The following is a 14,550-nucleotide window of genomic DNA, read 5'->3' as shown; positions in this document are numbered from 1 at the left end:
ATAAAATTACCTGATGAACAAACAGCTATATATGATCTTATTACTTTTTGTAATAAGTATACCACTTCGAGCACAGGATGAGCCGGTGCCTAGTGAAATCCAATTGAAATGGCAGAAGCTGGAAACAACTGCTTTCATCCATTTTACAGTCAATACTTTTACCGGCAAAGAATGGGGAGATGGGACCGAAAGTCCTGAAATTTTTAATCCCGTGAATTTTGATGCCGGTAAGATGATCAAAGTGCTGAAGGAAACCGGGTTTAAGATGGCAATAATAACAGCTAAGCATCACGATGGATTTTGTCTTTGGCCGACGGCATACACGGATCATTCTGTCAAAAGCAGCCCATGGAAAAATGGCAAAGGCGATATGGTAAAAGAGATCGAGCAGGCATGTCGCGAATACGGCATTGGGTTTGGATTCTATCTTTCACCTTGGGATCAAAACCATCCTACCTATGGCACATCTGCATACAACGCGTTCTATAAAAATCAACTCCGGGAGTTATTAACGAACTATGGCGACGTAGCCGAGGTTTGGTTTGACGGCGCAAAGGATAAAAAGGCCATCGATATGGAGTACGATTTTGACGGATATTGGGATTTGGTTCGTGAATTACAGCCTGGTGCGGTGATGTTTTCGGACGTAGGTCCTGATGTTCGCTGGGTAGGTAATGAGAAAGGAATCGCCGGCGAAACGATGTGGTCTACAATCGATGTGAAACCCGAGAACGCACCCGGAAAAATGTCGCCAGAATACCTAAATGTAGGGGACCCGAACGGCAAATTATGGATACCGACAGAAACAGATGTGTCGATCAGACCAGGCTGGTTTTATCATGAGGAAGAAGATGATAAGGTACGGTCTGCTCAAAACTTGGTCGATCTTTATTACACTTCCGTAGGGAGAAACAGTGTACTGTTGCTCAATATTCCACCAAACAAAGAGGGGTTATTTGCCGAACAGGATGTAGCAAATCTATATGAATACCGGTCGATCCTAGATGAAACGTTTCGCAACAACTTGGCAAAAGCAGGCGCTGACAAAACTTTAACTGACGGGCATCTAGAAAGTTACACCACCCTCCATACAAATAAACCTTTCGTTGTAAAATTGAAGAAAAAAGCGACTTTTAACCGGATTGCGCTTCAAGAAAACATTGCAGACGGGCAAAAAAATGAAGAAGCATTGCTGGAGTACTGGGATGGAACAGCGTGGACAGTGTTAAGTGAACTTACCACTATCGGCTATAAGCGCTTATTGCGGGTACCGTTGACAACCACAGACAAGATCAGAATTACCGTAAAGAAATCTAAATCACCTGTGCAACTAGCAGAATTAGGTCTTTATAAGGCTTCTTCCAGGGAATAACTAAAAATAATACTATTAATCATCTATTATAAACCAAATTAAAAACATATGATGCACAAAACAACTAAACTTTGGTTGGGTAAGCTCGGTGTGGGGATTGGGTTTGTTTTCCATAGTTTTGGGCTTCTTGCTCAGGAAAGCAATGAAGTCGTCTCCATCGCCATGATAACCAAAAACAGCAGTCCCGACGTACCTCGTGCAGCGACCGAGGGAATACAAACTACCCGTGTGACCGGTCGGGTGACGGATAGTGCTGGCGAACCTCTGGGGGGAGTGGGCATTCATCTCAAAGGTACTAACGCGTCTACGGTGACCAACGTAGATGGAAATTTTGTAATGGATGCGCCGCAAACTGGCGGTGTACTCGTCTTTACATCTGTCGGTTTTTTGAGTAGGGAGTTTCCATTTAGTAATAGCCAACGTGTAATAAACGTAACATTGCTGCCCGATATGTCCACCATAGATGAAGTGGTCGTGGTGGGATATGGTACCCAAAAAAAAGGGAATCTGACAGGTGCCGTAGCAAGTGTGACCTTTGATGAAAAATTAACCAGTAGGTCTATCTCAAATGTGTCAACTGCGCTGAATGGCTTATTGCCGGGGTTGGCAGTTAACCAGTCCAGCGGAATGGCAGGTAACAATAACTCTACATTGATGGTCAGGGGTTTGGGAACCCTCGCTTCGGGTGCCGCTGGCCCCTTAATCGTGGTAGATGGTGTACCAGATGTTGATATCAACAGATTAAATACGCACGATATCGAAAGCGTATCTGTTTTGAAAGATGCGACAGCTGCTTCTGTCTACGGTTCTAGGGCTGCCAACGGGGTAATTTTGGTAACTACCAAGTCCGGGGCAGGCAAGAAGCCAAGCATCAATTTCAGTTCTCATTTAGCCATGCAGAGCCCCACGAACGGAATCGGCTTTATGGCGGATTATCCTAGATCTTTAATGGTTCATCGGAACGCGCAGGCGATGAGTGCCGCAGCTAACACCGCAACGTATAGGTACGGAACCATTGAGCAATGGATGGCTTTAGGCATGGTCGATCCCATTCGATACGCGAATACGGATTGGTTCGACGTGACGATGAGGGATGCCGTTCAGCAAAACTACAACCTTTCGGCTAATGGCGGCAATGACGTATCTAATTTTTTTATATCTGCCGGAATAATGGATGAAAGGGGGCTGCAAATCGGGAACGATTTTTCAAGATATAATGCCCGTATCAATTACGATTATAAAATACGTAAAAATATCAGCATTGGCGCAAGGGTCACGGGCAACTGGTCTAACTATACGTTCGGCTTTAATGAGGGGTTTACCGGCGGTAGTTCAGGAAATGCGTACGACCTACGTTTCGCTGTCGCAGGGGTCACGCCTTACGATCCGTTTACCGGATTCTACGGCGGTAGATCGGCGTACGGTGAGCACACGCTCGTGGCTAATCCCTTGGCTTTGTATGATCACTTAAGCTCAAAAAGGGAGCAAAAGCAATTAAATAGTCTTTTTCATTTGGAGTGGGAGCCTATAGCAGGATTGAAAACCCGAGTGGATTACTCCTTAAATTATAGTGATCAGTTTACCGTAAACGCCAACAAAGCGGTCGAAGCTTATGATTTCCAGAATGAGGCTTTTACCGGCAGGTGGATTTTAGGACCCAACGTGGGCATCACCAATGATAACTTGAATAGTTATAAGACAATGGCAAGTGGTAGGGTAAGTTATGATAAAGTATTTGCTGAGAATCACGAATTTGGAGCATTAGCCGTGTATAGCGAAGAGTTTTGGAATAGCCGTATCCTATCCGGTGCAAGATTAAATCGGGTACATCCTTCCTTAACGGAGCTAGATGCTGCAAGCGTGGACGGACAAACGAATAGGGGATCGTCCACAAAAGAGGGATTACGGTCTGTCATTGGAAGACTAAATTATGCTGCCTTTAATAAATACTTAGTGGAACTGAATGCCCGCTACGATGGCTCATCTAGGTTTTTCCCAGGCCATCAGTGGGGATTCTTTCCATCAGCCTCTGTGGGATGGCGATTTACAGAAGAAAGTTTTCTTTCTAAGATCAAAGAGTGGGGCGTGAATAGCGGTAAATTGAGAGCGAGCTACGGTGGGCTAGGCAATAACAGAATCACCAATTCTCTATATGAACAAAGAGAAGTACTGACGGCATTTAATTATATTCTAGGCGGTTCGGCCCAAAGCGGATTCTCGAATAACAGGATGATAAACCAAGCGTTCAGTTGGGAGAAAGTCAACGCGTTGAATCTTGGATTAGATCTCGTCATGCTTAATAATCGCTTGTCGACGGAATTTAATTACTATGAGCGCAAAACTGCTGGGATGGCAGATGCTTTAGATATTTCGATGCTTATTTCCGGAATGTATACTGCACCGCGGCACAACATAGGAGAAATGAGTAATCGTGGTGTCGAGGGGAACGTTACTTGGAGCGATAATAAAAACGGCTTTCAGTACCGCATTAATCTACATGCTGCTTATAATAGAAATACACTGGAAAAATGGGGACAATTGTTGTTAAGAGGGAACCGGTTTATTGATATGCCTATTAGTTTCGTATACGGCTACGAAGATGTGGGTATAGCACAAAACTGGCAACAAGTTTATGATGCGACCCCTCAAGGTATTGTGCCAGGAGATCTCATCCGTTTAGATCTGAACGGAGACGGGAGAATTACGGATGAAGATAGGAAAGCTGATCCCAATACGCAAACCAACATGCCGCATACCAATTTTGCTTTGAATTCAAGTTTCGCTTATAAGGGCTTTGATTTAAGTTTCCAACTGCAGGGGGCTGCAGGTAGGAAAGATTACTGGTTAAGCAACTATAATGAACTGAGTATAGGGGAAAGATACGCGGCATCATGGGATCACTGGAATAATCCGTGGAGTGTGGATAACAGAGATGGAATCTGGCCAAGGTTAAACAGTACTGCTGGTGGAAACAGGACACAAACGACGTTTTGGTTGGATAATTTGTCCTACTTACGTTTACGTAACGTACAGTTAGGTTATAATCTCCCAGAGGGTATATTAAGGAAAGCAAGTATTAATAACCTTCGAATATTTGTTTCGGGAGAAAACATACATACGTTTACCTCCTACAGAGGGATAGACCCCGAGTCTACAGCCAGTATGAACGACGTATATCCCCTGCTGAAATCCTTCTCTTTAGGACTAAATATTAATCTATAAGATGTAAATAATATGAAAAAGATAAATAAACTTTTAGTTTCTTTTTTTGCCGGCTCTTTACTGCTTTCTACATCTGCCTGTGTGAAAAATCTGTTGGATCAGCCAGCGACAACAGAGCTTGACAATAATTCGTACTGGCAAACGGAAGCCGATGCCGTGGGTGGCGCAATGGCAATGTATAATAATATTAAGAATGTGTTCCATAAAGACTATTTCTTTGACGGCCACGGTGACTATGTGCGGGTGAGAGCGGTAAGTAGTATCTCCTCTCTGGGGACGCCAAGTAACGGTGGGGCTTATTGGACGGGAAGTACCAATGGTCATTATTATCCGGAGGGGTATGGATCCGCATATGACAATATGTTTCGTTTCTTGTATGGAGGCGTTAACAGAGCAAACTATGTAATTGATAATGTGACTAATATGTTACCTCGCTTACCCGCTTCTACAGAAAATTTGGAGGGAATTATTGGAGAGGCAAGACTAATGCGGGCGTTGGTTTATTTCCGATTAATCACGATGTGGGGAGATGTGCCATACATCGATAAGATAGTAGTAAGTAATGATGATGTGATATCTATACCACGGACACCGATCGAAGAGGTGAAGAATCGTATTCTGGCGGATTTAGACTATGCGTTTGAAAAATTACCTGCTACGCGTACTCCTGATCAAAAAGAAAGAGTAACCAAAGCGGCAGCGTTGGCGCTAAGGGGCAAAGTCAATCTTTACTGGGGTAGTTGGAACAAGAATGGATGGCCTGAACTGGACACCTTCACGCCGGATGCAGCAAAGGCAGATCAGGCTTTTAGAGATGCTACAGAAGACTTCAGGAAGGTCATCAACGACTACGGATTAACTTTATTTAGAGGTGGTGCGCCGGGCGAAATCGATGATCTGGGGAAAGCAGAAACATTGCCTAATTATTTTCATCTTTTTATGCCGACTTCGAATGCCAGCAATGAGACCATTATTGGCTTTACCCATGGAGGGCCTGGATCCGGGGTCAGTGATAAATTAATGCGCGATATCGGGCCAAGAGAGACCGAAAGTTCCGAAGTAAATGTGTCACCGCTCTACTGGTTGGCTGATCGTTATCAGTCTACGACAACGGGTGATTTTTTGCCGCCAATGGAGCAATTGAGTGATCGGACACAGGACGCTAAATATGCAGCAGATGCCGCTACGCGACCAAATTCAACGCTCAACCCACAAACCTACCTCGGAAGAGATTACCGGATGAAAAGTACTATTCTTTGGAACGGTGAAGTCATCCAACGCTTGGCAGGGTTACAGGCGGAGGGACTAATTCCTTACCATCACGGAGTCCAAGGTGTTAATAATGGTGTTCGCTATATAGATTATAATTCAGGGACAAACTCAGGTTATTTGTTCCGCAAGTTCGTCAGAAACTATGCTGGACAAGGCAGGGAAGAAGGAAATATGACGTGGCCGGTGATCCGCCTTGCCGACGTATATCTGATGTTTGCCGAAGCATCGAATGAGGCTTTTGGCCCTACCCCTGAAGCCGTGAGTCTGGTAGATAAAGTAAGGGCTCGAGGAAATTTACCGGGCCTTAAGCCTGAAAAGTACGCGAACAGCGATTTGTTCTTTGATGCCATAGAACAGGAGCGTATAGTAGAGTTGGTATTAGAAGGGCATAGGGCATTTGATATCAGACGCTGGCGAAAAATTGAAGATATCTGGGGGCCACCCAACGGTCCGGGAAAGTTTACGACAAACACATGGGGTAATAACGTTACGGCTTATTTTCAAAATAAAAGTGAAAGAGCCTATCAGCAATGTTATATTTTCAAGATACCACAGAGTGAAATGGATCGTAATCCAAACCTGAGACAAAACGCACCGTATTTATAGACGTAAATTTTAATAAAAAAATGATGAAAATATCGAAATATAAAAACTGCTATTTGGCGCTTTTGATGATTGTAGCTTTTGCGATTGTACGGTGTTCGAAAGATAGCTTTCCCGTAGATGAAGATGGTCTATTAATCACTGATCGAACAAGCGCTTATGTGGGAAGCTTTGATTTATGGGACCCCACCCATCAAACGGTGGTAGTGGGGACACCTGTGGTCGACACCGTCGCGCAGACAATAGACTTACAGGTACGTTTTGGTACGGACTTAACAAGACTATGGCCACGTTTTTCTTTGATTACCGATGCGAAGCTGGAACCTAAAATCACCGGATTTGTTGATTTTTCTGATTTAGCAAGACCTAGACAATGGACCGTCATATCGGGCAACAGACAGGTGAGAAAAGTGTACACGGTGAATGTAACCGTAGAGCAGCCGTAGAACACTATATTAGCAAATTAAACGTAAAAATTATGATTCGTAAACTATTATATAAAGCCACATTTTTACTCGGTGTCGCGACGCTAATTGTCGGGTGTAAGGAGGAGGAGTATGCTGTTCCAGTACCGAAAAGTGGTTTACAAAACGATTGTATTAAGAAGTCGGTTGGTCCTGGGCTAGCCGGTATAGACATGGAGTTTATGTATGCCATGGCGATTCAAGAAAGTGAAGGGAAACTCATCTCAGCACAAGTAGAGGCCTCCATCCCAGGAGCTTCCGAGACCTATCTAGAGCACCGCTCATTTCACACGAATGCTATTGGGGATGATATCGGTATACCTGTAGCGAAACCATCTGTAACTAATGGTGCCGTTACTAAGGTTACTTTTGACGTGGATACCAATGCGGCCACTTTAAGGTATTATTACAGACCGACAGCCGCGTCCGTTGATAAGGACGTCTCTTTTACTTTTTCTGCCACGAGTAGTAATGGCCAGACCGTTACCTACAAAATGGGCCCTTACAAGATCAGGAGAATGGAGGTAGCACCAAATTTGGCCGTTTCCGATGGCAACAAATTTTATGTTTCCGTAGAAGACATGGCTGTTTATGACGAGGCGGAGGCTGCAGCAAGGCCAGATAAGATTGACGTGCTCTACTTATTCAGAACGATTAGCGGAATAACATTTGGCCACTCGTTAGTCGCTCCAGCAGCGGATGCTAAGTATCGTCCGGGGATAACACTGCCAAATGGGGTTAACCGAAATACGAAAATACAAAAAGCTTGGAACGTAAGAGATATCCATCTTGGTGCCAATGCAGGTACTGGGAATAACTCGTATGTCTATTTAGATGATGAAGATTTTAAGACATTGAATCTTAGTGCAGCCCCCAATTATGCTATCAATATACTGGCGCAATCGGGGATATGGATAGAAACGGCAGACCGCAAATACAGAGGCTATATTTATGTCAATTCTATCAATACGAATGGAAGTGCCGTAATCGGAATTAAGCGTTACAGATTATGAGATATTTCTCTTTTTTTATCGCTTTTGTTTTAGTTATTCCGTATGCTACGGTTTACGCACAGTTTAACGGCGATAGGGCTACCATAGCTAGTCATCCGCGCTTACTCTTGTTAAAAGGAGAAGAAAAAGCACTTGATCAAGCCGTCAAAGCGGATCGGTACAAACTCAAGGTACATAACGAAATACTCGCGGAGTGCGAAGAAATCCTCCACACCGTTCGGGTAGAGCGCATCAAAATCGGGATGCGTATGCTCTCGGCTTCTCGCGAAGCCATGTTACGCATTTTTTACCTTTCCTATGCCTGGCGAATGACCGACGACAAACGCTATGTGGAGCGGGCAAAGGAAGAGCTTGCCGCCATTTCGTTATTTAGCGACTGGAATCCATCGCATTTTTTGGATGTCGCGGAAATGACCATCGCCGCTGCCATCGGGTATGATTGGCTATATGATGAATTGTCGTCGGACGAACGGGCGCAAATCAGGGAAGCGATCCGCACGAAAGGCTTGGCGCCTTCGCTTGATAGCCAGTATAACTGGTGGCTAAAGGCCACCCATAATTGGAATCAAGTATGTAATGCCGGAATGCTCATGGGGGCCTTGGCCATTTATGAAGATGACGTTGAACTTGCTGAACAGCTCATCAAAAGGGGCAAGGAAAGCATCCAATTGCCGATGAAAGATTATGAACCGGACGGGGCATACCCCGAAGGATATATGTATTGGGGATACGGAACGACGTTCCATGTGTTATTTATAAATGCGATGGAACGCGCTTTTGGCAAAGCTTATGATTTGTCATCAAGCCCGGGTTTCGTAAGAACGGCTTCCTTTATGCAAAATATGACCGGCGTGACGGGGGACTCATTTAATTTTTCTGATTCTGATCTGGGCGGTGTTTTGCAGCCGGCCATGTTCTGGTTTGCTCAAAAGACGGATAACCCTTCTTTGCTTTGGATCGAAAGAGAACATATGATTAAGTTAAGCGCGAATGTGCGAGAAGATAACCGTTTGCTACCACTAACGTTGATATGGAGCAAGGACAGCGATCTCCAAGCTATCGATCCTCCGAAAGGTAAGCTGTGGGTAGGTAAAGGTAAGACGCCGGTAGCGCTCATGCGTTCGTCATGGGTGGACTCGACAGCCCTATATGTGGGATTTAAAGGTGGGTCGCCATCGACCAATCACGGGCATATGGATGTTGGATCTTTTGTCATGGAGTCCGATGGCGTGCGATGGGCGATAGACTTTGGCCGGGAAGATTACCGACTGCTCGAAGCGCAAAAAATAAATATCTGGAAATTCGACCAAGATTCTGAGCGATGGGGCGTATTTAAATACTCCAATTTGGCGCATAATACGTTGACGGTTAACGGAGAATTGCAAAGTGTTAAAGGCCATGCACCCTTGATCGATTTCTCCGAAACGGCTGAAAGTACAACAGCGACAATGGATATTTCGACGCTCTACCCTCAATTGAAAGCCTTGAAGCGTAAAATCACGGTCAACAATGCGGAAAATGTAACCATCAGTGACTTATATGCTGGTGGGACAGAAGAAAATACCATACGGTGGTCGATGCTTACGGATGCAGATGTGCGCTTGGTTGATGGCATGCGCGCGGAACTCACAAAAGGTGGCAAAAAATTGCGGTTACAGGTAAACGCTCCACACGATGTAATTTTAAAAACGTGGGCTACTGGCGTTGATTATAGAAAGAACGAGACGGTAATCGTTGGCTTCGACATAAAAGTCGCACCTGATCAAACGGGAGAAATTGTGGTACAATTAGTACCTTGCAGATAAAATATTGATCTGCACAAATTTAACCATGGATGGACTCTATAAATACCTGTCTTCGATTTCGCCTATTCAGGCCAGCACCTGGGGTCTGGTGAAAGACTTGTTTACGGAAACAAGACTTAACAAAGGAGATTATTTTTTGGAGGAAGGGGTGACAGCTCGAAAGATTGGCTTTTTAAAAGATGGTGTTATCAGGGCCTTTTATCGAAACGGTGAAGGCTCGGAATATAACAAGCATTTTTTTACGTCCAATAATCTCGTGGGGGGATATTCATCTTTAGTCACAAAAACGCCCAATAAAATTTATCTGCAAGCGCTTACGGACTGTCAGTTGTTAACGGCTAATTATCATGATCTGATCATGCTCTATGATGATCATCCGGATTTCGAACGTTTTGGAAGAAGGCTTGCCGAAATGTTTTTCGTACATAAAGAGGAGCGTGAAGTCAATATTGTGATGCTGGGGGCGGATAAACGATACCTTATTTTCCAACGTCAATTTCCGAATCTGGAACAATTAATCCCCCAGTATCATATTGCATCGTATCTAGGAATTACGCCCACACAACTGAGCCGCATTAGAAGAAAATTTAGTAAAAAGTAATTCCTTTACATATGTAAATGAAAGTGTTGTTCCATTAGATTTCCTTTGTTATTGGATTAACATTTAAAAAGATGACAAAGCAAATTCTTCTATTGACGACGCTTGCTATGGCGTCCGTTACGGCAGTGGCACAAAAAAGGGTGTTATTTGTAATGAGCGGTGCCAACGAACTAAAGCTTAAAGATAACAAGACCTATAGCACAGGCGTGTTTCTGAGTGAGTTTTATCTGGCGTATAAGGATATCACGCTATTAGGTTATGAGGTGGACTTTGCGACTCCCAATGGCATCAAACCATCGATTGACGCTGAAAGCCGTAATAAAAAATATTGGGGTAAAAGAAGTCATTTAATTGCGGAGGCTGAAGATTTCGTTCGGAACAATGAAAACTTCAGTAAGCCTCATACACTTGAAAAAGTACTGGAAAACATCGATCGATATTCAGGCATGATTGTTCCTGGGGGCCAAGGATTAATGACGGATTTAATTCATGATAAGATCATCCCGCAGCTATTGATCGGTTTCTCGAATAGGAACACAGTCATCGGTTTAATCTGCCACGCGCCAGCACTGATACTGACGATACCGGAAGAAACGAATCCTTTTGTAGGCTATCGTGTGAATTCGGTAACTGGGCTGGAAGAGTTTTTTATTGAGACGTTTGTGATGAAAGGAAAACCAATGAACAGAAAAATTGCAAAACAGCTAAAGAAATCGGGCTTGATACATAAAAAGGGAAGACCGGCGGGAAACTTTGCCATCCGGGACAGGGAGCTCATCACGAGCCAAAATCCCTATTCTAACCAAGCGTTTATTAAGCTGTATATAGAGGCGTTGAAGGAGTAGGAGTTAAGGAGATCGGAGAAGAGTAAGAGGTTATTATTTCAAGCATTATAAAAAGACGAGCAGAGAGATTAAGGTCCGCTGCTCGTCTTTTTTTATGCATACAGGAGTTTTATTTAACCTCTAGGCTTCGGCTTATTGCCCTTCCCCTTGATAATATTCATGATCCGTTTACGAAACGATACCTCCTGACCTTCACCGTAGCCATATCCATAACCATAGCCGTAACCATAACCACGTTTGAAGTCCACATCGTTCACTACAACCGCCATATTATTCAATTTGCCCTCTTCGTAGAGTTCCTTCGGAATATTTAATAAGCGTTTATCCAAGTAGTTCGCACGTGTCACATAGATCGTCATGTCGGCATGCTCTGCAATTAATAACGTATCGGTTACCATACTCACCGGTGCCGTATCCACAATTACATAATCGTACTGCATACGACCGTAAGCGATCAAATCCGCAAAGTGGCCATTCATCAGCAATTCCGCCGGATTTGGTGCAATATAGCCCGAATAGATAATATCGAAATTGTATGGTGCTGGTTTTTGGATGACGATGTTGGAAACCGACATATCCGGATTCACGAGATACTGTGTAATACCGATATTAGTATGCTGCAAATGCGATAAACCTAAGTAATCTAAAACCTTCGGTGAGCGGATATCCGCACCAATTAGCAACACCTTCTTGCCAGACATGGATAATATCTTCGCGAGGTTCGTAGCAATAAAGGATTTTCCTTCACCCGATGTAGTTGATGTTACATATAACACAGACGATTCTTGCTTTTTAGCACTGCCCAGCATAAAAGTGATATTCGTTCGCAAAATACGAATGGCCTCTGCCAAAGACGAACGGTCGTTATCTTCAATAATCGGGTGGTCTGACGATGGTATTTCACCCAGAATAGGCGCGTGCATCGCTTCTTCGATATCCTTACGGGAGTGGATTTTGTTATCGAGTAGAAATTTAATATATAAAATACCAAAAGGAACTAGGAAGCCCAAGATTAGGGCGCCGAGCATAACGATCGGTTTTTTTGGAGACACCGGCACCCAAGAACCATAAGCCGCATCCACAATCTTTATATTGGCCGGCGTTGCCGCTGCTTTAATCTCTGTTTCCTCTCTTTTTTGCAATAAGAAGAGGTATAGTGTTTCGATCGTCTGTTGCTGTCTGGAGATATCTTTAAAACCCCGTTCCTGGTTTGGTATCTGGTTCAGCCGACCCTCGAATTTGTCTTTTTGAACCAGCAACGCATCCACGTTGCCTTGTAGCACCTTCCGGTAATTATCCAACGAAATCTGCAACGTTTTGTTTACCTGTTCAATGTTGCGGGACAACTGCTGTACGACCGGATTATCCGGAGTTGCTGATTTTAATAAATCGTCCCGTTCCAGAACCAGACCGTTATAGCTCTGGATATTAGCTTGGATAGACGGGTCGCTCAAGCCGATATTCGACGGCAACAAGTTATATTCCGTGCTTGAAGTCGCTTCCCGCATCATATCGGCGAGGCTCAACTGTGTTTGGTATTCAACAAGCTTGCGTTCATTCTCCGTCGCAGTCTGCATATACAACTGCGCCTCCGCCTGCGTGTCCGTCATCTGGTTACGGTCCTTAAAATTAGCGACCTTCGCATCCGCTTCCTCGAGGTCTCTAGAGATTAGCTCCAAACGCGAATTGATGAAAGCCGAGGTTGCTCGTGTCACCTGCGCTTTATCGTAAGTCACATCCTTATTGTATTGTTCGATCAAGGAATTGAGGACAAGTTCCGCTTTAGGAATCAACGGATGATCCATCGAGAAATTCACCAAGAACGATTGCCGCTCTGAGTTTGGACTCACCTGCACCCCTGCACGCATAAAATCCACCGACGTCTCTGCCGGCATATAAGAAATCTGTAAATCTCCTTCCCATAACCGACTACTTTCTTGTGGAACTAAGCTGATCGGTCCGATCGGCGTTTCCAATCTGCTGCCGAGTTGATAATCTTGCGCGCCGTTCGCCTCATCCTTCACCTGATAGCGCTCGCCTTGTTTGCTCACCGTAAACGTGTAAAAAACGGAATCCAAGCGTGGATGGTTGGGCTCCAATAGCATCAGCTTTAACGGCGCGTGCTTCTCCAGCATCTCTGAGGATTTGATTTTCCCCTTCGAAAAATAACTGATATTCAAGCGATTTACATCCACCACCTTCCGCATCAGGCGCCGGGAGCGGAGCACCTCGATCTGATCGTTAACGAAAGCGGCCGACGAGTTTCCCATTCCTGTCATGCTAGACAGCTCAGCCAGTCCAGCCATATCACCAGACGCTTGCTTCTCGTCCTGCAAGAGAATTTTTGCGCTGGTGTTGTAGATTTTTTGGGCATACCGTAAGTAGACAAAGGCTATAAATAAGCAGGCAAACACGGAAATAACAAACCACTTCCAATAGAAAGCATATTGCTCAAAAATTTGCTTGAGGTTTAACTCTGACTCGTCCGATTCCTTCACTTGAGGGTAAGGCGTATTTTTCATAAATGCTTTTGCTTCTTCTCTAATTTTTTAGCGGGTTACAACGGATATGACTGTCACGATCAAACCGATGACCGATACAAAAATCGATGTCGTTGCGGTATATTTTGAATTTTGTATACGCGCGCCATTAGGCTCCACATAGACCACATCGTTCTGTGTCAAATAGTAAGCCGGAGAATTCATCGATTCCCGCTTTCTTAAATCCAACCGAAATTCTTCCTTTTTTCCATCCTGTTCTCGGATGACCAATACATTATTACGCTCTCCATAGATCGTCATATCACCGGCTAATCCCAACGCTTCCATAATAGTCAACCGATCATTTTCAATCGTAAAGGTTCCCGGCCGAGCGACTTCGCCCAATACAGTTACCCGGAAATTCCGTACTACCATCGAGATTCCAGGATCAACAATGTATTTGCTCACTTCTTGGCGTAATAGGTCCATCGCTTGGGTACGGGTCTTACCCGCCAATTTAATCTTCCCCACCTTTGGAAAATCGATCTCTCCGTTGGCGTCAATGGCATAAGTAGGAATAAATGGATTCGTTGCTTGAATTGTTCCAGCTGCTCCCTGATATGGCGAAACCTGGTTAAATGGAAGTGTGGCCCTTACATCATCTGCAGTCACCGAAACCGCCAAGATATCACCAGGTTGCAATTTCGGGGCATTCAATTCGTATAATGTATTCAACTCCACTGAATCGGGTTGAAAATACACCATATTTTTTTTGCTCGCACAAGACGTACAAAATAATAGGGTGATAGTGAACAATGAAAGGAGTCCACCGAAGATACGTTTAGACATATTTTTTACTTTTATATGGGATGA

10 protein-coding genes are annotated in these 14,550 nt (G+C 44.2%); 8 read left to right on the top strand and 2 right to left on the bottom strand.

The genetic code is table 11. The annotated features are described in order from the left end of the window. The first annotated feature begins 13 nt into the window (after positions 1-13). The 8 genes from C5749_RS16840 to C5749_RS16805 all read left to right on the top strand — a co-directional run bounded on the left by C5749_RS16840 (position 14) and on the right by C5749_RS16805 (position 11,197). The gene (locus C5749_RS16840; RefSeq protein WP_105727405.1) at positions 14-1,372 is read left to right on the top strand and encodes an alpha-L-fucosidase; all 1,359 of its coding nucleotides are present in this window, start codon (positions 14-16) and stop codon (positions 1,370-1,372) included. A gap of 48 nt (positions 1,373-1,420) precedes the next feature. Beyond that, positions 1,421-4,594 carry a SusC/RagA family TonB-linked outer membrane protein gene (locus tag C5749_RS16835; protein WP_105727404.1) on the top strand — a complete coding sequence of 1,058 codons (3,174 nt, stop codon included), beginning with the start codon at positions 1,421-1,423 and terminating at the stop codon, positions 4,592-4,594. Between the two features lie 12 nt (positions 4,595-4,606). Continuing rightward, positions 4,607-6,472, top strand: a complete 1,866-nt coding sequence (locus C5749_RS16830) for a RagB/SusD family nutrient uptake outer membrane protein (protein ID WP_105727403.1) — start codon at positions 4,607-4,609, stop codon at positions 6,470-6,472. A gap of 20 nt (positions 6,473-6,492) precedes the next feature. Next, positions 6,493-6,915, top strand: a complete 423-nt coding sequence (locus C5749_RS16825) for a hypothetical protein (protein WP_105727402.1) — start codon at positions 6,493-6,495, stop codon at positions 6,913-6,915. Between the two features lie 32 nt (positions 6,916-6,947). After that, entirely contained in the window at positions 6,948-7,946 is a 999-nt protein-coding gene (locus C5749_RS16820; protein WP_105727401.1) for a DUF4466 family protein, read from the top strand. Then, positions 7,943-9,751 (top strand): heparinase II/III domain-containing protein, encoded by a 1,809-nt coding sequence (locus C5749_RS16815; protein ID WP_105727400.1) that lies wholly within the window; start codon positions 7,943-7,945, stop codon positions 9,749-9,751. Before C5749_RS16820 ends, C5749_RS16815 begins: the two co-directional genes overlap by 4 nt. 25 nt (positions 9,752-9,776) lie before the next feature. Next, positions 9,777-10,352, top strand: a complete 576-nt coding sequence (locus C5749_RS16810) for a Crp/Fnr family transcriptional regulator (protein ID WP_105727399.1) — start codon at positions 9,777-9,779, stop codon at positions 10,350-10,352. Positions 10,353-10,423: 71 nt separating this feature from the next. Further along, positions 10,424-11,197, top strand: coding sequence for a type 1 glutamine amidotransferase domain-containing protein (locus C5749_RS16805; protein ID WP_105727398.1), 774 nt, complete (start codon positions 10,424-10,426; stop codon positions 11,195-11,197). A 113-nt stretch (positions 11,198-11,310) separates the two neighbouring features. On the opposite strand, the gene C5749_RS16800 is transcribed toward C5749_RS16805, so the two are convergent. Together C5749_RS16800 and C5749_RS16795 are read right to left on the bottom strand one after the other, a co-directional pair. Then, positions 11,311-13,719, bottom strand: a complete 2,409-nt coding sequence (locus C5749_RS16800) for a GumC family protein (RefSeq protein WP_105727397.1) — start codon at positions 13,717-13,719, stop codon at positions 11,311-11,313. Positions 13,720-13,746: 27 nt separating this feature from the next. After that, positions 13,747-14,526, bottom strand: a complete 780-nt coding sequence (locus tag C5749_RS16795; protein WP_181151498.1) for a polysaccharide biosynthesis/export family protein — start codon at positions 14,524-14,526, stop codon at positions 13,747-13,749. Positions 14,527-14,550: the final 24 nt, after the last annotated feature.

The sequence above is a fragment of the Sphingobacterium gobiense genome (genome assembly GCF_002980575.1).
Lineage (GTDB): Bacteria > Bacteroidota > Bacteroidia > Sphingobacteriales > Sphingobacteriaceae > Sphingobacterium > Sphingobacterium gobiense.
Note: the sequence above shows the minus strand (reverse complement) of the source record. Positions and strands in the feature narration are given on the sequence as shown.